The sequence below is a fragment of the Kitasatospora sp. NPDC049285 genome, assembly GCF_040678815.1.
In the GTDB taxonomy this organism is placed as follows: domain Bacteria; phylum Actinomycetota; class Actinomycetes; order Streptomycetales; family Streptomycetaceae; genus Kitasatospora.
On the sequence record NZ_JBFAQR010000063.1, the window covers coordinates 1 to 19,470 of the forward strand.

At 74.2% G+C, this 19,470-nt stretch carries 18 protein-coding genes and 1 tRNA gene; 10 read left to right on the forward strand and 9 right to left on the reverse strand.

The window, feature by feature from the left end; translation table 11 throughout:
• Together AB0K51_RS28935 and AB0K51_RS28940 are read left to right on the forward strand one after the other, a co-directional pair.
• The coding region (locus AB0K51_RS28935; RefSeq protein WP_363460160.1) for a M24 family metallopeptidase at nucleotides 1-326 on the forward strand (326 nt) is incomplete at its 5' end.
• Between the two features lie 519 nt (nucleotides 327-845).
• Nucleotides 846-1,640 carry a transglycosylase family protein gene (locus AB0K51_RS28940; protein WP_363460162.1) on the forward strand — a complete coding sequence of 265 codons (795 nt, stop codon included), beginning with the start codon at nucleotides 846-848 and terminating at the stop codon, nucleotides 1,638-1,640.
• Between the two features lie 109 nt (nucleotides 1,641-1,749).
• On the opposite strand, the gene AB0K51_RS28945 is transcribed toward AB0K51_RS28940, so the two are convergent.
• Together AB0K51_RS28945 and AB0K51_RS28950 are read right to left on the reverse strand one after the other, a co-directional pair.
• Nucleotides 1,750-2,154: an immunity 51 family protein gene (locus AB0K51_RS28945; RefSeq protein ID WP_363460164.1), complete on the reverse strand. Its 405-nt coding sequence runs from the start codon at nucleotides 2,152-2,154 to the stop codon at nucleotides 1,750-1,752.
• Nucleotides 2,155-2,185: 31 nt separating this feature from the next.
• Nucleotides 2,186-2,530: a hypothetical protein gene (locus tag AB0K51_RS28950; protein ID WP_363460230.1), complete on the reverse strand. Its 345-nt coding sequence runs from the start codon at nucleotides 2,528-2,530 to the stop codon at nucleotides 2,186-2,188.
• 254 nt (nucleotides 2,531-2,784) lie between these two features.
• Here AB0K51_RS28950 and AB0K51_RS28955 point away from each other — a divergent pair, with 254 nt between their 5' ends.
• Nucleotides 2,785-3,300: a DinB family protein gene (locus AB0K51_RS28955; protein ID WP_363460166.1), complete on the forward strand. Its 516-nt coding sequence runs from the start codon at nucleotides 2,785-2,787 to the stop codon at nucleotides 3,298-3,300.
• Nucleotides 3,301-3,339: 39 nt separating this feature from the next.
• Here AB0K51_RS28955 and AB0K51_RS28960 read toward each other — a convergent pair whose 3' ends face one another.
• A complete protein-coding gene (locus AB0K51_RS28960; RefSeq protein ID WP_363460167.1) occupies nucleotides 3,340-3,945 on the reverse strand; it encodes a helix-turn-helix domain-containing protein in 606 nt (201 codons plus the stop codon).
• 121 nt (nucleotides 3,946-4,066) lie between these two features.
• Nucleotides 4,067-4,798 carry an SDR family NAD(P)-dependent oxidoreductase gene (locus AB0K51_RS28965; RefSeq protein ID WP_363460169.1) on the reverse strand — a complete coding sequence of 244 codons (732 nt, stop codon included), beginning with the start codon at nucleotides 4,796-4,798 and terminating at the stop codon, nucleotides 4,067-4,069.
• Nucleotides 4,799-5,030: 232 nt separating this feature from the next.
• Here AB0K51_RS28965 and AB0K51_RS28970 point away from each other — a divergent pair, with 232 nt between their 5' ends.
• A complete protein-coding gene (locus AB0K51_RS28970) occupies nucleotides 5,031-5,678 on the forward strand; it encodes an NAD(P)-binding oxidoreductase (protein WP_363460171.1) in 648 nt (215 codons plus the stop codon).
• Nucleotides 5,679-5,688: 10 nt separating this feature from the next.
• Here the strand turns inward: AB0K51_RS28970 and AB0K51_RS28975 are convergent, their stop codons facing one another.
• Complete coding sequence (locus AB0K51_RS28975) at nucleotides 5,689-6,219, reverse strand: GNAT family protein (RefSeq protein ID WP_363460173.1); 531 nt, start codon at nucleotides 6,217-6,219, stop codon at nucleotides 5,689-5,691.
• Nucleotides 6,220-6,784: 565 nt separating this feature from the next.
• On the opposite strand from AB0K51_RS28975, the gene AB0K51_RS28980 reads away from it, so the two are divergent.
• Nucleotides 6,785-6,858 (forward strand) — tRNA-Met (locus AB0K51_RS28980).
• A gap of 466 nt (nucleotides 6,859-7,324) precedes the next feature.
• The gene (locus tag AB0K51_RS28985; RefSeq protein WP_363460175.1) at nucleotides 7,325-7,543 is read left to right on the forward strand and encodes a hypothetical protein; all 219 of its coding nucleotides are present in this window, start codon (nucleotides 7,325-7,327) and stop codon (nucleotides 7,541-7,543) included.
• Nucleotides 7,544-7,584: 41 nt separating this feature from the next.
• Here the strand turns inward: AB0K51_RS28985 and AB0K51_RS28990 are convergent, their stop codons facing one another.
• Entirely contained in the window at nucleotides 7,585-8,619 is a 1,035-nt protein-coding gene (locus AB0K51_RS28990; RefSeq protein WP_363460177.1) for a polysaccharide deacetylase family protein, read from the reverse strand.
• Nucleotides 8,620-8,729: 110 nt separating this feature from the next.
• Between AB0K51_RS28990 and AB0K51_RS28995 the strand changes: the two genes are divergently transcribed.
• Nucleotides 8,730-11,222, forward strand: coding sequence for a SpoIIE family protein phosphatase (locus tag AB0K51_RS28995; protein ID WP_363460179.1), 2,493 nt, complete (start codon nucleotides 8,730-8,732; stop codon nucleotides 11,220-11,222).
• Between the two features lie 38 nt (nucleotides 11,223-11,260).
• Here the strand turns inward: AB0K51_RS28995 and AB0K51_RS29000 are convergent, their stop codons facing one another.
• Nucleotides 11,261-12,493 (reverse strand): serine hydrolase domain-containing protein, encoded by a 1,233-nt coding sequence (locus tag AB0K51_RS29000; RefSeq protein WP_363460181.1) that lies wholly within the window; start codon nucleotides 12,491-12,493, stop codon nucleotides 11,261-11,263.
• Nucleotides 12,494-12,753: 260 nt separating this feature from the next.
• Between AB0K51_RS29000 and AB0K51_RS29005 the strand changes: the two genes are divergently transcribed.
• The 3 genes from AB0K51_RS29005 to AB0K51_RS29015 all read left to right on the forward strand — a co-directional run bounded on the left by AB0K51_RS29005 (nucleotide 12,754) and on the right by AB0K51_RS29015 (nucleotide 18,047).
• Nucleotides 12,754-14,337, forward strand: a complete 1,584-nt coding sequence (locus AB0K51_RS29005; protein ID WP_363460183.1) for a histidine kinase — start codon at nucleotides 12,754-12,756, stop codon at nucleotides 14,335-14,337.
• A gap of 40 nt (nucleotides 14,338-14,377) precedes the next feature.
• A complete protein-coding gene (locus AB0K51_RS29010; protein WP_363460185.1) occupies nucleotides 14,378-15,025 on the forward strand; it encodes a response regulator transcription factor in 648 nt (215 codons plus the stop codon).
• Between the two features lie 313 nt (nucleotides 15,026-15,338).
• A complete protein-coding gene (locus AB0K51_RS29015) occupies nucleotides 15,339-18,047 on the forward strand; it encodes a beta-L-arabinofuranosidase domain-containing protein (protein WP_363460187.1) in 2,709 nt (902 codons plus the stop codon).
• Nucleotides 18,048-18,118: 71 nt separating this feature from the next.
• Here the strand turns inward: AB0K51_RS29015 and AB0K51_RS29020 are convergent, their stop codons facing one another.
• The gene (locus AB0K51_RS29020; protein ID WP_363460189.1) at nucleotides 18,119-18,463 is read right to left on the reverse strand and encodes a hypothetical protein; all 345 of its coding nucleotides are present in this window, start codon (nucleotides 18,461-18,463) and stop codon (nucleotides 18,119-18,121) included.
• Nucleotides 18,464-18,634: 171 nt separating this feature from the next.
• A complete protein-coding gene (locus tag AB0K51_RS29025; protein WP_363460191.1) occupies nucleotides 18,635-19,453 on the reverse strand; it encodes a hypothetical protein in 819 nt (272 codons plus the stop codon).
• Between the last annotated feature and the right edge of the window lie 17 nt (nucleotides 19,454-19,470).

A 19,470-nucleotide genomic window follows, 5' to 3' on the forward strand; every position in this document is an offset into this window, starting at 1 on the left:
GGATCGGCGACCTCTCCGCGGCGATCAGCGCGGTCGGCGACGCCGGCGGCTACCGGATCAACACCGACTTCGGCGGCCACGGCCTCGGCCGCACCATGCACGAGGACCCGCACGTCCCCAACCGCGGCCGGGCCGGCCGCGGCCTGGTGCTGCGCCCCGGCCTGACGCTGGCGCTCGAACCCTGGTGGTGCACCGGCACCGACGAGCTGGAGGTCGACCCGGACGGCTGGACGCTGCGCTCGGCCGACGGTTCGCGCGGCGCGCACGCCGAGCACACCGTCGCGGTCACCGAGGACGGCCCCCGGGTGCTCACCGCGCTGGACTGACCGCGCGCGGGTCCCGAACGCCCTTTTCCGGTACGGAGCGTGAGGGCGCGGCCGACGCGGCGTCAGCGCTGTGGCCCGCCCCATACGCGGGACGCTGGACGGTCGGCAGCCGGTCAGCGGTCCGCCACGCAGCGTGCGGGGTTCCCCGGCCGGTGGGCGCCAAAACCGGTGAGCCCGGTCACAGCGGCCGACGGCCGGGCCCGGAAACTGGCGGGCCGGCCCCGCCGAAAGGGCCGCTGTACCGCCGGTAACATGGCCCTGACCTGCGTAAACCTTCGAATGCTTGGACTTCGCGGCGAGCGCCCGTAACTTCGTAACCAGTGCAGGGCGCACTACCCGGGATCACCCGAAACCAACGCCCCGGTGCGGCAACCTAGCCGCCCAAGCGGGCAGGGTGACCGCGACGGAAGGCACGTCACGACGACGGCCCCGTCCGATTCACAAGGCGCGAGACAACAGCCGGGCTCGATCCGAGCCCCTGGTTCCGCCTGCCTGCCCGGGGCATCCGAAAGGAATCGCATGATCTTCCGTAACGAGACCACCGCCACCAAGATCGCCGCCACCGCCGAGAAGGGCAGCCGCAACCGCAACCGCGTCCGTGCCGCCATCGTGGCGGGCTCCGCGGTGGCCGTCCTCCCGGTGGCGGGCCTCGTGACGGCGACCTCGGCCTCGGCCGCGGACGTGTCCACCTGGGACAAGGTCGCCCAGTGCGAGTCGACCGGCAACTGGTCGATCGACACCGGCAACGGCTTCTACGGTGGCCTGCAGTTCACCTCCTCCACCTGGGCCGCGTACGGCGGCACCGCCTACGCCGCGCAGGCCAACCTGGCCACCAAGGCGCAGCAGATCTCCGTCGCCGAGAAGGTGCTGGCCGACCAGGGCCCCGGCGCGTGGCCGGTCTGCTCGGTCGTGGCGGGTCTGACCAAGGGCGGCGCCGCTGCCCAGGTCGACACCTCCTCGTCGACCGCGTCCAGCAGCACCACCAGCTCCAGCGCGACCACCAAGTCGTCGAAGCCGGCCACCACCGGCAGCGACGCGCAGTCCACCAACACCACCACCGACAGCAGCAGCAAGGCCTCGCGCTCCGAGAGCCGCGCCCAGGCGCCGCAGTCCTCCGACCAGGGCGCCCAGTCCTGGAAGAAGAGCTCCACCGCGAAGTCGACCGGCGGCAACTACACCGTCAAGTCCGGTGACACCCTGAGCGCCATCGCCGCCGCCAACGGCACCACCGTCGACGCGCTGTTCAACGCCAACGCCTCGACCATCGGCGCCAACCCGGACGTCATCTTCCCGGGCCAGGTCCTCTCCATCTGAGGTCCCACCGCCTGACCGGTCCGCCCACGGACCACCCGCACACGCCGACGGCCGCCCCCTCATGTCGGGAGGGGGCGGCCGTCGGCGTTCCGTGCGTCCAGGTCGGAGCTCAGTCGAACCATTCCTCGTCGGCCGCGTCGATCAGCTCGCGCAGCGTCGCCCGGTCCCCGAACGCGGCGCACAGCAGGGCGCCCAGCTCGCGCAGGGCGGCGGCGTCCTCGCCGTACGCGACGAACATGCCGGCCTCCGGGTCGTAGCCGAAGCGGCCGTCGAGGTGCGGCGCCCGGGAGCGGACGGCGGAGCGGGCGACCGCCTCCCAGCCGTACCCGCCGTTGTCCCGCCCGGCGGCGGTGAACACGTCCTCCACGGAGAGCATGTGATCGTCCGTGAGGAGCAGGCAGTACGAGCCGGGCTTGTGGTCGTACTCGAGGAAGACGAGCGGGGCGAAGCTCTCACGATCCGTCATGCCGCTGGCTCCGCTGGCGCTGGTGTCCGTCGTGCTGGTGTCCGTCATGCTGCGGGACGTTAGCGGCGGGCACCGACAGTCAGCGCGGCAGGACCTCCTCGACGGCGCTGGTGCCCGAGCCCGGGCGGGACTCCCACCGCCACGTCTCGTCCATCCGGAGGCGGCCGTCGGCGAGCCGGGTGAGGGTGCTCACGCAGTGGCCGGAGTTGGTCTCGCCGTGGCGGTTGAGCTGGACGTAGCGGAACTCGACGGCGTCGCCGCTGCGGGTGCCGACCAGGTGACCGCGGACGATGTCGCCGCCGCGGTAGTCGGCCCAGACCACGCCGTCCTGCTCGTGGTACGCGAAGCGGGTGGCGCGGTCGACCTCGCCGGCCTCGGGGCGGGCGACCGGGGCGAACTCCAGTCCGTCGAGCGAGGGCAGCACGGACAGCATGGGCGGGACTCCTTCCACGGGACCTTCCCCGGCGGACCTCCACGGGACGCGGCTGTTTCCGGGGGCGGGCCGCCAGAAGAGCACGCCGAGCCCGCCTGACGTCGGCATTTCCGCATGCTGGACGGCCCGCCACCGGGCGGGCCGCCCGCCCGAACCCCGCGCCCGCGCGTCTCCGAACGTGCGGTCTTTGCCCCGTGATCGACGAACTGCCGCCGCGAGCACGGAAGTTCGGGAATCCTGGGGTCATGGCCGACACCACTACCGACCGCGAGGTCGCGGCGCTGTTGCGGGTCCTCAACCAGCAGCGGCAGCACGTCCTGACCATCCTCGACGGACTCGACGAGGAGGCCCTGCGCCGCCCCGTCCTCCCCTCCGGCTGGCACAGCCTGGGCATCGTCCAGCACCTCGCGCTGGACGTGGAACGGTTCTGGTTCCGCGCCGTGCTCGCCGCCGACCCCGCACTGGTCGAGCTCTTCACCGGCGGCAGCGCCCCCGACTCGTGGAAGCCCGGCGCGGACCTGACCGCCGCCGACATCTTCGCGATCTACCGCCGCGAGACCGACCTCGCCGACGCCGTCATCACCGCCAACGCCCCCGAGACGCCGCTCGGTTGGTGGCCGCAGGAGATGTTCGGCGAGCCGCACGTGCACGACCTGCGCGACCTGCTGCTCCACGTCATCGCCGAAACCGCCTGCCACGCCGGTCACCTGGACGCCGCCCGGGAGATCATCGACGGCAAGCAGTTCCTCGTCCTGGGCTGATCGCGCTCCGATCGGTGGTCCTGCGGTTCGTCGCGCGGTTCAACCCGCGTCCGGGTCGCCCCCGAGGGCGGCCCGGACGGCGCGGGCGAGCACCGGCACCGCGCTGCGCAAGTCGCCGTCGGGGCCGGTGAGTTCGCGCGCCAGTGCGTCGTACGTCTCGAAGCCGGTGAGGGCGGCGAGCAGTGCTCCGGCGTCCGCGGGCGGCTCGGGCAGCCGGGCGGTGAGCACCCGGGCGCCCTGGTGCCGGCGGGCGTCCCGGTCGGCGATCACCTGGGCGGTCTCCTCGTCCAGCGCGGCCAGCGCGCGCAGCCGGCGGGTGCACAGCCGGTCGACCGCCCAGAACTCGCCGAACGCGGCGACGAACCCGTCGATCGCCTGCCACGGATCGGCGGCGGTGAACACCGAGGCCAGCCGGTCCAGCCCGCCGTCGGCGGCGAGCGCGTCGCACACCGCCTCCAACAGCCCGGTCCGCGAGCCGAACTGGTAGTACACGGTGGCCCGGGCGACGTCCGCCCGGCGGGCCACCGCGTCCAGCGAGAGCGCGCCGGTCTCGGCGAGGTGGCGGCGGGCCGCCTCGACGATCCTGGCGCGCGTCTCGTCGACGTCGGCCTGCCGCTGTCCCATCCGGTAGGACCGGGGGCTCATCGCCTTCGCCTCCCCTGCTCGGTGCACGTCTGTCGACTGGCAGTATCCCCCGTCCGCCGCGGCCCCCGGTTTCGTCGACGACCCGGCTGCGGTGACGACCCGGCCCAGAGGATGACGCGGCTCAGAGGATGACGCGGCCGCCGCTCACGTCCAGGGTCTGGCCGGTGATCCAGGACGACGCGTCGGAGGCCAGGAAGAGCGCGGCCGCCGCGATGTCGGCCGGTTCGCCGAGCCGCCCGAGCGGGTGCGCCGCGGCGACCGTGCGCTGCACCTCGGGCGGCATCTGCGCGGCCGTCCGCTCGGTGCGCACCGCGCCCGGGGCGATCGCGTTGACCCGCACGCCCTCGCCGGCGACCTCCAGCGCCAGGTGCCGGGTGAGCATCAGCACCCCCGCCTTGGCCGCCGCGTACGCCGCACTCGCCCCGCTGGGCAGCCGGCCGGCGGTGGACGCCATGGTGATCACCGAGCCGCGGCGGCGCTCCGACAGGCCCGGGAGGAAGGCTCGGACGGTGAGGAAGGCGGCGGTCAGGTTGCCGTCCAGCACCGCCCGCCAGTGCTCCGGGCTCTCCTTCGCGGTGGGTACCGGGTAGCCGTCGCCGCCCGCGAACGCCGCGAGCACCTCGACCGGTCCGAGCGCGTCCTCGATCGCGGCGGCCCCCCGGGCCAGCGCCTGCGCGTCGGTGCAGTCGGCGACGACCGCGAGCCCGCTGCCGCCCGCGGCGCGCAGTTCCTCGGCGACGGCCTCCAGCGCCTGCTGGTCGCGGCCGATCACGGCGACGGCGGCGCCCTGCCGGGCGAAGGCGCGGGCGGTCTCGGCGCCGATCCCGCGACTGCCGCCGGTGACCACGGCCACTCGGCCGGCCAGGTCGGGGTAGCGGGCGTCCTGGGGGGGTGTCGGCGTACGTGTCGTTGCGGTGGGTGTCCATGGTTCCTCGCCTCTCCGGTGCGCTTCTCGCGTTGGCGCGGGTGTGGTTCACTGAAATCAGTCATACAGGCTGTCTGAATGAATTACCAGTCCCCGCGCTGCCCCGGCGCTGCCCCGGCCGTCCGTGCGGTGCAGGGCCCCATCCGAGGAGGAACCACCGATGCGCATCGCCGTTCTGGGAGCCGCCGGACGCACCGGCCGCCTGGTCACCGACCTCGCGCTGGCCGCCGGCCACGAGGTCACCGCCGTGGTCCGCGACCCCGCGAAACTGTCCGCGCCCGACGCCGTCGCCCCACGGGCCCTGCGGGTCGCCCGGGCTGACGTCCAGTCACCCGGCGCGCTGCAGGCCGCCGTCGCCGGGCAGGATGTCGTGGTCGCCGCGCTCGGCACCTCCGGCCGCGCCGCCACCACCGTCTTCTCGGACGCCGCACGGGAGTTGACGGCCGTACCCGGGCTGCGCCACGTGCTGGTGATGTCCTCCGCAGGCCTCGACAGCGACCACCTGCCGCTCGCCCAACGGCTGGTCACCCGGCTGGTCGTCGACCGCCTCTACCGCGAGATCCACCGCGACCTGGCCCGGATGGAAGCCGTCCTCGCCGCCTCCGACCTGCCCTGGACGGTGCTCCGCGTCCCGATGCTCAAGGACGGCCCCGCCGCCCCCGCCCCCGTCACCGCCTACGACCGCCCCCTGCCCCGCGCCGGCACCGCCACCCGCACCACCGTCGCCACCTGGCTGGTCACCCACCTCGCCGACCCGGCGACCCTCCACCACCGCATTGCCATCGCCGACGGCGGCGCGGGTGACTAGACGCGGGTGACTAGACGTCGAGGATCCGCTCCCACAGCAGCGCGTCCCGCCACTGCCCGTCGAGCAGGATCGAGGAGTGCGCGACGCCGTACGGGCTGAACCCGTTGCGGCGCAGGACCCGCTGCGACGGCAGGTTCTCCAGGTTGGTGGACGCCTCGGCGCGGTGCAGCCCGAGTTCGTCCGCCATCATCCGGAGCGCGAGCCCGACGGCGCGCCCGGCGTGGCCCTGGTTCTGGGCGACACTGCCGATCCAGTACCCGACCGAGCCGCGACGCAGGTGCGCCTGCGGCAGGATGCCCCCGACGGTGACCTGCCCGATCACCGCGTCGTCCGCCAGCACCACGCCCGGCCAGACCGTACCGGCCCGGTGCCCGGCCAGCAGCCTCTCGATCCGCTCCGCCTGGCCCTCCGCGGTGAAGAACCCGGCCGACTGGACCGGCTCCCACGGCCGGAACGCCTCGACGTCCCGCGCCCGATGCACGGCGATCGGCGCGGCGTCGGCGGGCTCGATCAGGCGGATCCTCGTGCTGCTGCTGCGCATGGGGTACATCCTCGTCGCGGGTGCATCGGCTGGGACGGCCAGCCTAGGCAACGTCGCCGGGAGGCCGGTGGACTCCGCTCGACCTGGTGACCTGCGGCGCCGATCGGGGTGCGGTCCGCCCGCCACGAGGCGTCCGGTGCACACACTTCCAACTCCGCATTCCACCCGACGCCCCGGACCGCAGTCGCCAGCTTCAGCAGGTAGTGCTCCATCGACTCACCGGCCAGCGCGCAGCGCTGCGCCCCGGCGTCGTGGGCGAAGCACCGCATCCGGGTGGGGGAGAGCTTGGCGTGCAATGCCATGCCCGCACTCCGGCCAGGCCAGCGGCATGCGGGGGCGCGCCCGGTGCACGGCCGTCCAGGTCGAGCCGCACTCAAGGTCGTCCCGGCTCGCATCCAACCTGCCCCGCTCGGCGTGTACCGCCGTGATCGCCACCCGTCCCCCCGCCCCTCGATGCCCCCCGCCCCGGGGTCGCTCCTGCCCGCCCGGGCACGCCGGCGAACCACCGCACCGGCAAACCGGTTCGCGTCCGGCAGCTGACGTGCCGTAGAGTCCAGGTCACCGACGCGGGGTGGAGCAGCTCGGTAGCTCGCTGGGCTCATAACCCAGAGGTCGCAGGTTCAAATCCTGTCCCCGCTACTGATGGTCCGGGCCCGGTGTGTCTCAACGCACCGGGCCCGCTCGCGTTTCCCCCAGGGCGGGGCGTGATGCCCTGCCGGCGTGCCCGCTGCGAGGTCGAAGGAGCGGCGGCGGCAGCAGGGTTGGCAACCCGACGATGCGGTCGGCTGCGACCACTTCCGCACCGCCCCCTCCTACCTCCCCGAGCTACGGACCTACCTCGACGCACTCTTGCGGGACCGCGAACGCCTCGCCGCCGCCACCGACCTCGACGCCTGGGCCCGCACCGAAGCGACCCTGTCCGAGGAGGAGATCAAGCGCATCCGCACGTTGATCCGCCGCGTCGAGACCGACCTCGGCGGGCTCACCGGCGAAGAACGCGAGCAGATCAGGACGCAACCCGCACCCCGCGCAAAGCCCGCAGCGTCTCCCCGGGCATGCCCGGGATCCGGCCGCCGGAGCCCGAACTGCGGCTGGAGTGTGACGCGTGAGCACATCACCGGACCACCTGACGCGAGCGCGGGCCGCGGACTCCGACCGTCGCCGAAACCGGGTGTTCAAAGCCCCGGACTGGTCGGGGCAGCCCGGACTCGCCCTGCCCGACGCGTGGGAGCACGGCATGGACGATGCCCTCGACGCCGCCGTCGCCGACACACCGGACACCGAACCCCTCCGCGCCCTGCTCGCCGGCAGCCTCCACGCGTAGGCACGCGCCGTGCGACGGGAGCCGCGCACGATCCAGCTGCGCTACAGGTAGTCCTCCAGGCGGGCGATGGCGAAGCCCTGGGCGGTGGCGGTGGCGATGACCCGGCGGAGCATGTCGGGCATGGTGCCCTTCCAGTCGGGTGCGGGGGCGCGGAAGTGGGTGAGGATGATGTCGCCGGGGTGGAGCTTCTGGTCGGCGTAGCGGTACTCGACGTGGTCGGGGAAGGCCTCCTCGTTCCAGAGCGGGACGGCGGTGATGCCGCAGGAGGCGGCGGTGCGCAGGACGGCGTCGGTGTACTCGCCGTAGGGGGGTCGGAAGAGCCGGGGGCGGGTGCCGAGTTCCTTCTGCAGGCGGTCCTGCTGGCCGCAGATCTCGCGCTGGAGTCCGGCCTGGTCGAGGCGGCGCAGGTCGGGGTGGGTGATGGTGTGGTTGTTCACCGCGACGCCGTGGTCGCGCATGGTGCGGAAGTAGCCGTAGTCGGAGCGGGCCAGGTAGTCGGAGAGGAACGCGGAGAGCGGGACGCCGAGCTCGGCGGCCATCGTGCTGAACCGGGGGTCCTTCTCGGCGCCGTCGTCGACGGTCAGGAAGACCACCTTGTCGGAGGTCGGCACCCGGTAGACCACCGGCGGCAGTCCGGCGGTGTGCTTGACGCCGGGCTGCTCGGTGAGCTCGGGCTTGGTCCGGGGAGCCGCCGGGGCCTTCAGCGGGGGAGTGGCCAGCCCCCAGCGGCGGGCGGTCAGTACCGCCTGCTGGAGCGTCAACTCCTGCTCGGCGAGGCCGATCCGGCTGTTCAGCTCCTGCTGGGCGGCGCCCTGCGGGACGGTCGCGGGCCGGACGGCGGCGAGCTGGACCGCGGGTGGCGCGGCCGGTACCGCGGTGTGCTGGTCGCCGTCCCCGGAGGAGAACGCGGAGCACCCGGTGGCGAGGACGGCCAGCCCGGTGAGCGCGGCGACCCGCCGACCCGGCCGCAGCTGCCGCAGCGTGCGGAGCCGGCGCAGCGGACGGACGCGTGGGCCGCGCGGCGGCAGGGGTGAGCACGAGGGTGGTGGGGGAGACGACGGCGAGGACTTCGGCATACCGGCCGATGATCCCCTTGTCATACCGGCGGCAATCAGGCCTCACCCGGACGGAGGGGCCGCCTTCCCCCGTTTGACACCCCCCGAGGCGGCGGCGTACAGAGAAGTACATGCGCCTGGGTGACCCGGCGGACCCCTCCGAACCGCCGACCGTCAGCGAACCGGAACCGCCACCCGACAGCGACCCGACGACGCGCACCGGCCCCGCGCCGGCCGCCGCCCGCCCACGCTGGGGCGCGGCCACCGAACCGCTGCTGGCCGACGGCCTGCTGCGCGCCGTCCGCACCACCTCCGCGTACGGCGGCGTGCTGTACCTGCGCTCCGCCGACCGCCGCTCGCTGGTGGTGGCCACCGTGGTCGGCATCCCGCTGCGGCTGCTGGAACCGTTCCACCGGATCGCGGTGGCCGCGCCGCTGCCGGTCGCCGACTCGTACCGCGGCGGGCGCACCATCGTCCTCGCCGACGCCGACGACACCATGCGCCGCTACCCGCGGCTCGCCGTCGGACTGCCCTACGCGCACGCCTCCGCGAGCACGCCCGTCACGGCCGGCGACCAGACCTTCGGCGTGATCACGGTGTTCTGGCCCGCCAACGGCACCCGCCCGCCCGCCGCCACCCGCCGCCAACTGCGCACCGCGGGCAACCGCCTCGCCACCGCGCTGCTCCCGTACGGCGAGGAGGTGCGCGCCGACGGCACTCCGGCGGTGGTGGCGCTGCCGGTGCCCGGCGGCGACGGCGTCCGGCTCGGCTTCCTCGACTGGGACCTCGCCACCAACCGGCTCTCCGTCGACGACGGACTGCGCGAGATCCTCGGACTCGACCGGTTCGACGGCCGCGACACCACCCTGCTGGAACGGATCGCCGCCGAGGACGTCGCCCCGCTGCGGCAGACCGCCCGGGAGGCCGCCCGGAGCGGCCGCCCGTTCACCCAGCGGGTGCGGCTGCGCGAAGCCGGGGGCGGCCACCGGCTGCTCGACCTGTACGGCCACCCCGTCGCCGCCCCGGCGACCCTGGTGGTCGCCGTGCTGGACGCCACCGCCGCCGTGGCCGCCACCGCCGCGGTGGAGCGGCTGCGCGACGGCGTCTTCGCGCTCGACCCCGACGGCCGGGTCGGCTACGTCAACCGCAGCGCCGAACTGCTGCTGCACGCCACCCGCGAGGAACTGCTCTCCCGCCACCCCTGGGAGGTGCTGTCCTGGCTCGCCGACCCCGCCTACGAGGACCGCTACCGCTCCGCGATGATCTCCCAGCAGCCCACCGCGTTCCTCGCCCGCCGCCCGCCCGACCACTGGCTGGCGTTCTCGCTGTACCCCGACGCGCACGGCCTGACCGGCCGGATCGTCCCCGCCGCGCCCAGCGCCGACGTCACCCTGCCCGAGGCGCCGCCGCCCACCCCGGCCTCCGTCGGCGCGGTCTACCACCTGCTGGCGCTCGCCAGCGCCCTCACCGAGGCGGTCACCGTCCAGGAGGTCTCCGACTGCGTGATCGACCAGATCCTGCCGGGCTTCGGCGGCCAGGAACTCGCGCTCTACCTGGCGCAGACCGGCCGCATGCACCTGGTGGCGGAGAGCGGCTACCCGCAGGGGTTCCTGGAGCCGTTCGAGGGCACCCCGATCCGGGCCCGGCTGCCCGGGGCGGAGGTCTTCACCAGCGGCGCGCCGATCTTCTTCGAGTCCGAGCGCGAACTCGCCGCCGCCTACCCCGGCCTCGCCCGCGACGAGATGCAGGCCTGGGCCTTCCTCCCGCTGATCGCCTCCGGACACCCCGTCGGCAGCCTGATCCTCGGCTTCGACCGGGCCCGCCGGTTCACCGCCGAGGACCGCTCCGTGCTCACCGGCCTCGGCGGCCTGATCGCCCAGGCCCTGGAGCGCGCCCGCCTCTACGACGCCGAGTCCGCCGTCGCCCGCGGCCTGCAGCAGGCCCTGCTCCCGCACCGGCTCCCCGCCGTCCCCGGCCTCGCCACCGCCGCCCGCTACCTGCCCGGCACCCGCGGCATGGAGATCGGCGGCGACTGGTACGACGTGATCCCCACCCCCGACGGCGTCTTCCTGGTGATCGGCGACGTCGAGGGCCACAGTGTGAAGGCCGCCGCCCTGATGGGCCAACTCCGCAGCGCGGTACGGGCGTTCGCCAGCGGTGACGAGCCCGTCGAAGCCGTCGCCGACCGCACCAACCACCTGCTGGTCGACCTCGACAGCGGGCTGCTCGCCTCGTGCTGCATCCTGCGCCTCGACCCCCGGCGGCACACCCTGCGCGCCGTCCGGGCCGGCCACCTGCCGCCGCTGCTGCGGGCCGCCGACGGCCGCACCACCGTCCTCGACCTGGAGGGCGGCCCGCTGCTCGGCATCGACCGCGGCGTCGACTACCCCGTCACCGAGACAGTCCTGCCGCCCGACGCCACCCTCCTGCTGTACACCGACGGCCTGGTCGAGCACGCCGGCACCCCCCTGGCCGAGGGCATCGACCGGCTCCGCGCCGCCTTCGCCCACGCCACCGCCCCCACCCTGGAATCCCTCGCCGACCTGCTCCTCGGCCACGCCCGCCACGCCGCCCACCGCGCGGACGACGTGGCGATCCTGCTCGCCCGGCTCGGCGGCCCCTGACCCGGCGTCAGGCGAGGATTCAGGCGGACGGGCGCGCGTCAGCCGAGCGCGGCCGCGGCCAGCTGCATGATCACCGGCATCTCGACGCCGTCCGTGCCGGTCGGGTTGAGCGAGTAGACGACGGTCCGGGACAGGTCCCGGGTGGCGAAGACGCCACTGGTCCAGCCCGGCCGGGAGCCGGTCTTGCCCCAGACCACGACGTCGCCCAGGGCGAAGCGCTCCAGGCCCATGCTCATGCAGGCGCGGCCCGCGTCCGGTCCGGTCGTGCACTTGCTGCTGTGGTAGGTGGGCACGTCCGGGACGGTGAACAGCGCCTGCTGCTGGGCGGGCGGCAGCAACTGGCCGCGGAACAGGGCGCCGATGAAGCGGTCCAGGTCGGGGGCGCTGGAGATCAGACCGCCCTCCGCCCACGGCCACGGGCTCTGCTCGGTCACGTCGACCTGCCGCGAGGTGCCGTCCGGGTTCGGCACCGTGAGCCGCGGCCGGGCGGTCGGGCGGGTCAGCGCCGGGTCGTCCGTCGCCGGGACGGAGGTGTCGTGCAGGCCGAGCGGGCGGATGATCCGCTCGCGGACCTCGCGGGCGTAGCTCCGGCCGGTGACCTTCTCGACCAGCAGGCCGGCCACGAAGGTGTTCATGCCGTTGTACTGCTGCGCGGTGCCGGGCGCGAAGACCATCGGCTCGCCGGCCATGGTGGCCACCACCTGCTCGGGGGTCCAGGCCTCGAAGCGGTGGTCGACGAACCAGGCCGCGGTGCCGTCGCCCCACGGCCCGGCGGCGCCGTTCGGCAGCCCGCTGGTGTGGTTGAGCAGGTCGCCCACCGGGATCGGCGGGTAGGACGCGTCCAGCAGCCCCGGCAGGTACTGCTGCACCGGCGCCGCCAGGTCGATCCGGTGCTCGGCGGCTAGCTGCAGCACCACGGTCGCGGTGAACACCTTGGAGATCGAGCCGACCCGGAACCGGCCGTCCGCGTCCGGCGCCCGCCCGGTGGCAGGGTCGCCGACCCCGCCCACCGCGGTCATCCGGCCCGCCCGCCCGGAGATGCGCACCAGCGCGCCGGACACGTCCGCGGTCGGCAGTTCCGCCAGCACCCGCTGCACGGCCGCCCGGTCCAGCGGCGGCACCGTCGCCGCCGTACGCTCCACGCCCACGGCCGCCGTCCCCGTGGCCGCCGACGCGGGCCCGGCGGCCGTCCCCACCACCAGCGCGGCCAGCGCCGCCCCCGCGGCGACGGCGGTCCAACGGCTACGACTACGGCGCACAACAGCGTTCACAACGGCTCCCCGTGACGGTCGGTCAGTTCCTCAGGGCGGCCACGTGCGGCCGCCTGAAGGAGCATCACCGAATCCGCCGCCCGCGCCATCCGGGCCGAGCCCCCATCCGGCCCCCATCCCGCCCGGCCCGGCAGCACCGAGACCCCTCCGGGACGACCCCGAGACGCCTGCCCGTCCACCGCGTGGTGCGCCGATCGTCGGAGCGGGGTCGCGACTTTCGGGGGCAGCCGTTCGGGTGGCGGGTTGGCTAGCCTCGGGGGGTGATCGGTGAGTGGGTGGCGAAGGTGTTTCCGGGGCCCTGGCGCCGGCGGCTGGTGGTCAAGGAGCTGCTCGGCGGGCTCGCGGTGTGCGGGGTGGCGGCGCTGCTGCAGCGGGCGGACGACGGGGGCTGGCCGCTGTTCGCGGTGCTCGGCGGCAGCGCGGTGCTGTTCGCGCTGCGGCGCGGCCTGCCGGGTCCGGTGCTGGTGCTGGCCGCGGCCGCGGCGGGCGGGCCCGGCGGGTTCGTCCCGGTGCTGGCGGCGGCCGGCTACTCGGCGGGCCGCCGGCTGAACCGGCCGTGGAGCGCGCCCGCGGCGTTCGGTGCGGGCTTCGTCGCGCTGACCGGCGTCGCCCTGCTGCAGAACGCCCACGACCGGCTGCCGGTGCCGCTGCTGCTCGGGCTGTGCGTCGCCGGGTTCCTGCTGATCGGCGTGCTGCCCGCGCTGTTCGGGCGGTACCGGGCGCAGCGGGTCGCGCTGCTGGACAGCCTGCGCGAGCGCAATGCGCAGCTGGTCAGGGAACGGGTGATGATCGCCCATCAGGCCCGGCTGCGGGAGCGGCACCGGATCGCCCAGGACATGCACGACAGCCTCGGCCACCAGCTGGCGCTGATCGCCGTGCACACCGGCGCGCTCGAGGTGGACCGCACGCTCGGCGAGCGGCAGCGCGAGGCGGTCGCGGTGCTGCGCCAGGCCGCCACCGGCGCGATGCGCGAACTGCGGGAAGTGGTCGGCCTGTTGCGGGACGACACGGTGCCGGAGGCGGGCGGCGTGGACGCGGTCGACCGGCTCGCCGAGGCGTCCCGGGCGGCCGGCGCCAAGGTCGACCTGCGGCACGAGGGCAGTGCGGTGCCGCTGGCGGCACCCACCGGCCACGCCGCGTACCGGATCGTCCAGGAGGGGCTGACCAACGCGCACAAGCACGCGCCGGGCGCGCCGATCGCCGTCACCCTCCGGTACGAGCCGGACACCCTGGTGGTGGAGGTGGTGAACGGCCGGCCGCAGGGCGAGGCGGTGGCGGCGGTCTCCGGCGGGCAGGGACTGACGGGGCTGCGCGAACGGGCCCGGCTGCTCGGCGGGATCGTGCACGCGGGGGCCACCCCGGACGGCGGCTACCGGATGGCCGGACTGCTGCCGTACACCGCGGACGGCGGCGCGCGGGAGGCCGAGCAGGACGAGGAACTCGCGGGCCTGGAAGAGCTGTTGGTGGGTCCGGAGCGCCGCCGCCGGAGCCCCGCGGTGGGCTGCGCGGTGGGTGCGCTGGCGGTGCTCGCCGGGGTCGCGGTGGTCGCGGTGATCGGCGTGGTCATGTTCGTGACCTCGATGCGGGACGCCACCGTGCCGGCGAAGCTGTACGACTCGATCCAGGTCGGCGACGCGGAGTCGCAGGTCGACGACCGGCTGCCCTCCGGGAGCGACTTCCTCACCGGCGACTTCCGCAAGATCGGCCCGCCGGTCCCGGAGGGTGCGCACTGCCGGTGGTTCGCCGGCGACCAGCAGACCGCCGACGGCGAGCAGGACGTGGTGCGGTTCTGCTTCCGGGACGGCGTGCTGGTGGAGAAGCAGCACTTCCATGGCAAGGTATGACCATCGCACCGACGACCGCCGTGCAAGGAGTGTCCGCCCCGTGATCCGCGTGCTGGTGGCCGACGACGAGCCGCTCATCCGGGCCGGCATCCGGATGATCCTCACCTCCGCCGAGGACATCGAGGTGGTCGGCGAGGCCGCGGACGGCGTGCAGGCCCTCGAACTGGCCCGGACGCCGGCCGCGGACGTGGTGCTGCTGGACATCCAGATGCCGGTGCTGGACGGCCTGAGCGCGCTCGCCGAACTGCCCCGGGTGGCGCCCGCCGCCCGGGCGCTGGTGCTCACCACCTTCGGCGAGCGGGAGAACGTGCTGCGGGCGATCACCTCCGGCGGCGCCGGGTTCCTGCTGAAGGACACCGCGCCCGGCGAGCTGATCCAGGCGGTGCGGGCCGCCGCCACCGGCCACGCCTTCCTCTCCCCGGCCGCCACCCGGCACATCGTGGACAGCCTGGCCGCCGGCCCCGCCGCCGCCCGCGGCGAGCAGGCCAGGCGACGCCTGGCCGTCCTCACCGCGCGCGAACGCGAGGTGGTCGAGCTACTCGGCGAGGGACTCTCCAACGCCGACACCGGCACCCGGCTGCGGATGAGCGAGGCCACCGTGAAGACCTACGTCAGCCGGATCCTGGCCAAGCTCGACTGCGACAACCGCGTCCAGGCCGCCCTGCTGGCCCGCGACGCCGCGCTCTGACCCGAGGCCAGTTGTTATCGCTCACATGGCGACTCCCCACTATTGCCATCCGCTGACACACCGTCAAGACGTCCGATGTGGACGACTCCACGGCTCTGTCGCGCCCCTGGACGGGATCGAGATGTCGGGGCTATAAACGTGACACCTGTCCAAATGGTTGGACCTCGCGCTCTCCGCACCTCGGCGACGCTTCGACGCCACCCCCTTTGCTCGCCACCCGCACTGCCGGCCGGACGCTGCTCGCAAGCAAAATTGTTAACGCTAACAGTCGGACGCCGGTTTCCTCCCCCACCCGGAAGGACCAGATCCCGCGATGTCGTCCCCCGCCCTGAACCGCCGCAGCCTGCTCAAGGCGACCGGCGTACTGGCCCTCGCACCCGCCGTCGGCCTCGGCCTCACCCCGGCGGCCGCCGAGGCCGCCGAAGCCGTCGGCAGCACGACGCAGCCGTTCGACCTCACCCAGGTCCGGCTCACCGCCGGCCGGTTGCGCGACAACCAGGACCGCACCCTGGCGTACCTGCGCTTCGTCGACGTCGACCGCCTGCTGTACAACTTCCGTGCCAACCACCGGATGTCCACCAACGCCGCCGCCTCGAACGGAGGGTGGGACGCCCCGTCGTTCCCGTTCCGCACCCACGTGCAGGGGCACTTCCTCAGCGCGTGGGCCCAGGCCTACGCGGGAACGGGCGACACCGTCTGCCGCGACAAGGCCGCCTACATGGTGGCCGAGCTGGCCAAGTGCCAGGCCAACAACGCCGCCGCGGGGTTCTCCGCCGGCTACCTCTCGGGCTTCCCCGAGAACGACTTCGCCCAGCTCGAGTCCGGCTCGCTCACGAACGGCAACGTCCCCTACTACTGCGTCCACAAGACCATGGCCGGCCTGCTCGACGTGTGGCGCCTGCTGGGCAGCACCCAGGCCCGGGACGTCCTGCTGGCCCTGGCCGGCTGGGTCGACCAGCGCACCGGCAGGCTCACCCGGAACCAGATGCAGGCGCTGATGGGCACCGAGTTCGGCGGCATGAACGAGGTGCTGGCCGACCTGAACCTGCAGACCGGGGACGCGCGCTGGCTGACGGTCGCCCAGCGCTTCGACCACGCGGCCGTGTTCGACCCGCTGGCCGCCGGCCAGGACCAGCTGAACGGCCTGCACGCCAACACCCAGGTGCCCAAGTGGATCGGCGCCGTCCGCGAGTACCGGGCCACCGGGACGACGCGCTACCACGACATCGCCTCCCAGGCCTGGAACTTCTGCACCACCGCGCACAGCTACGCCATCGGCGGCAACAGCCAGGCCGAGCACTTCCGCGCACCCAACGCGATCGCCTCCCAGCTGACCAACGACAACTGCGAGCTCTGCAACTCGTACAACATGCTCAAACTCACCCGTGAGCTCTGGCAGTTGGACCCCGGCCAGACGGCGTACTTCGACTTCTACGAGCGGGCCCTGCTCAACCACGTCGTCGGCGCGCAGAACCCGGCCGACCCGCACGGGCACGTCACCTACTTCACCCCGCTCAAGGCGGGCGCCCGCCGCGGCGTCGGCCCGGCCTGGGGCGGCGGTACCTGGAGCACCGACTACGACTCCTTCTGGTGCTGCCAGGGCACCGGAGTGGAGTCCAACACCAAGCTGGCGGACTCCGTCTACTTCCGCGACGGCACCACCCTGATCGTGAACCTCTTCGTGCCCACGGTCCTCACCTGGGCCGAGCGCGGCCTCACCATCACCCAGACCACCGCGTACCCCGCGGAGGAGACCACCACGCTCAAGGTCACCGGCAGCGCCGGCGACACCTGGTCGATGCGCATCCGCATTCCGGCCTGGACCTCCGGAGCCACCGTCAGCGTCAACGGCACGGTGCAGAACATCGCGACCACGCCGGGCAGTTACGCCACCCTGACGCGCTCCTGGACCTCCGGCGACACGGTGACCGTCACGCTGCCCATGCGGGTCGCGCTGCGGGCCGCCAACGACAACCCGGACGTCGCCGCGGTCACCTACGGCCCCGTCGTCCTGTGCGGCAACTACGGCAGCACCGCCCTCGCCGCGCTCCCGGTCCTCGACCCGGCGTCGATCACCCGGACCGGCGGCACCGGCCTCGCCTTCACCGCGAGCGCCAACGGATCGTCCGTCAACCTCGGCCCGTTCCACGACGCGCAGGGCTTCAACTACTCCGTCTACTGGAGCACCCGGAGCAGCACCGGATTCCGCCTGCTCAACGCGGGCAGCGGGCTGGTGCTCGGCGTGCAGAACATGTCCACCGCCGACGGCGGCGCCGCCCTCCAGTGGGGCGACAGCGGCACCGCCGACCACGACTGGGGCCTGGTCGTCGACGGCAGCGCGCTGCGCCTGCGCAACGCCAACAGCGGCAAGGTGCTGGGCGTGCAGAACATGTCCACCGCCGACAACGCCTCGGTGCTCCAGTGGTCGGACAACGGCACCGCCGACCACCGGTGGAGCGTGGTCGAGACGGCCGACGGCTCGCACGGCCTGCGGAACGCCAACAGCGCCAAGCTGCTCGGCATCGCCGGCGCCTCCACCGCGCAGGGCGCCTTCGCCGTGCAGGTCCCGGACACCAGTGCGGCCACCAGCCGGTGGTGGTTCGTCCCGACCGGCACCCGGCGCATCCAGAACGTGAACAGCGGGCTGCTGCTCGGCGTGCAGAGCGCGTCGACCGCCGACGGCGCCCTGGTGATCCAGTGGGGCGACAACGGCACCGCGGACCACCTGTGGACCGCGGTGGTCGACTCCGGCGGCTACCTGCGGCTCAGGAACTCCAACAGCGGCAAGGTCCTCGGTGTGGAGGGCGGCGGCACCGCCAACGGCTCGAGGGTCGTCCAGTGGGCCGACAACGGGACCGCCGACCACCGGTGGCGCCTGCGCCACGGCGGCGGCGACACCTTCCGGATCCAGTCCGCCGCCGGCCGTGTCCTCGGCGTCTCCGGGGCCTCCACCTCCCAGGGAGCCCAGATCGTCCTGTGGGACGACAACGGGACGTCCGACCACCTCTGGCGGTTCATCTGATCCGGACCGGCCGCCGGCCGCCGCCCGCGGGTCCGGGCCGCCGACCGCGAGGTCGGCGGCCCGGCGGGGCGTCAGCCCACCTCGTCCGGGCGGATGCCCAGCTTGTCGAGCTGGCTGCCGTACGCGGCCCGGATCGCCGCCAGCGCCGCCGGCCGGTACGGGTCGCCCGGGTCGATCGCCGCGGCCGCCGCCAACGCCTCCGCCAGCAACCGCAGTTGCAGGTCGCGGTCGAGCAGGACCGGGTAGTGGCCGGTGAGTTCGATCGCCGCCAGGGCGAGCCGGGGCAGGTGCGCGGCCGGGTTCACCCGGGCGAGCAACCGGTGTGCCAGGTAAGCCTGTTGGGCCGTGGGCGGTTCACTGCCCAGCAGCAGTACCCGGGCACGCAGGGCAAGGTCGGCATCGACGTGTTCGAACACACGACTCCATTCGTCGTCAGCTGGGGGAATGACGACGAGTCTGCGGTCCGGCGGCCCCGCCGGACAAGGGAATCGAGTTGTGCGCTCGGTCCTACCGAAGACGCGCGTGAACAGGCAGAATGGGGGTCGACACGCTGCCGGTGGTCGGTCCGGACCAGGGTGGCGGCTCCGTCAACTCCGCTGAGCCACCGCGGATCCGTCCGCCGCACGCGCCAACTGGCGCTCCGCCTCGTCGAGTTCGGCGGAGAGCTGGGCCCGCAGGACCGGCAGCAGGGTGAGCGCGGCGCGGGCGGCGTCCGGGTCGGCGCCGGTGTCCTCGCGCGCGGCGGTGACCGCGGTGCGGACCGGCAGGACGGCCAGCGCGGTCTCCCAGGCCGTGCGGTGGACGCCGGTCGCGTAACGGGAGGTCAGGTACTCCAGCGGGCTGAGCGCCAGCCCGTCGCGGTCGGCGGGGCCGGCCAGGCCGTCGCCGGGCAGCAGCCAGGCCACGCCGTCGCGGGCGACCAGCGCGAAGGCGCGCGCCTCGTCGGGCGCGCTGACGCCCCGTCCGGTGGCGGCGGTGGCGGCCGCCAGCAGCCGCTCCAGCATCGCCGCCTCGCGCGGGCCGGACGGGCGGTCGGGGTGCTCCTGGTCGCCCAGCAGCTGCTCCAGGTGGTAGCGCTGGCCCCAACTGCCCTCGAAGCGGTGCATCGCCCCGGCCCGGGTCTCCCGGATCGCCGCCAGCACCAGCGCCCGGGTGGTGAAGTCCCGCCGCACCGCGAACCGTTCGCCGTCCGGCTGCTGCCGCTCCAGCGCGGTGCGCACCGCCGCGACCGTCGGGCCGTCGTACCAGCGCAGCGTCCACCGGCGGCTGCCCTGGTCGTACTGCGGCTCGATCGGGACGCGGAACTGCGCGGTGAGCCGGTCGGCCAGCCGCCGGGCCTGCGGGCCGCGCTGCGGCTGCGGCGAGTGCTGCGGCCGCGGGCCGCGCTGGGGTTCAGGGGTGCCCATGGCGGGAGACTAGCCAC

Excerpts from the sequence above, each read along its gene's own strand:
- AB0K51_RS28940 (WP_363460162.1), top strand. The coding sequence starts at position 846 with ATGATCTTCCGTAACGAGACCACCGCCACCAAGATCGCCGCCACCGCC.
- AB0K51_RS28945 (WP_363460164.1), bottom strand. The coding sequence starts at position 2,154 with ATGACGGACACCAGCACGACGGACACCAGCGCCAGCGGAGCCAGCGGC.
- AB0K51_RS28955 (WP_363460166.1), top strand. The coding sequence starts at position 2,785 with ATGGCCGACACCACTACCGACCGCGAGGTCGCGGCGCTGTTGCGGGTC.
- AB0K51_RS28960 (WP_363460167.1), bottom strand. The coding sequence starts at position 3,945 with ATGAGCCCCCGGTCCTACCGGATGGGACAGCGGCAGGCCGACGTCGAC.
- AB0K51_RS28970 (WP_363460171.1), top strand. The coding sequence starts at position 5,031 with ATGCGCATCGCCGTTCTGGGAGCCGCCGGACGCACCGGCCGCCTGGTC.
- AB0K51_RS28975 (WP_363460173.1), bottom strand. The coding sequence starts at position 6,219 with ATGCGCAGCAGCAGCACGAGGATCCGCCTGATCGAGCCCGCCGACGCC.
- AB0K51_RS28990 (WP_363460177.1), bottom strand. The coding sequence starts at position 8,619 with ATGCCGAAGTCCTCGCCGTCGTCTCCCCCACCACCCTCGTGCTCACCC.
- AB0K51_RS28995 (WP_363460179.1), top strand. The coding sequence starts at position 8,730 with ATGCGCCTGGGTGACCCGGCGGACCCCTCCGAACCGCCGACCGTCAGC.
- AB0K51_RS29015 (WP_363460187.1), top strand. The coding sequence starts at position 15,339 with ATGTCGTCCCCCGCCCTGAACCGCCGCAGCCTGCTCAAGGCGACCGGC.
- AB0K51_RS29025 (WP_363460191.1), bottom strand. The coding sequence starts at position 19,453 with ATGGGCACCCCTGAACCCCAGCGCGGCCCGCGGCCGCAGCACTCGCCG.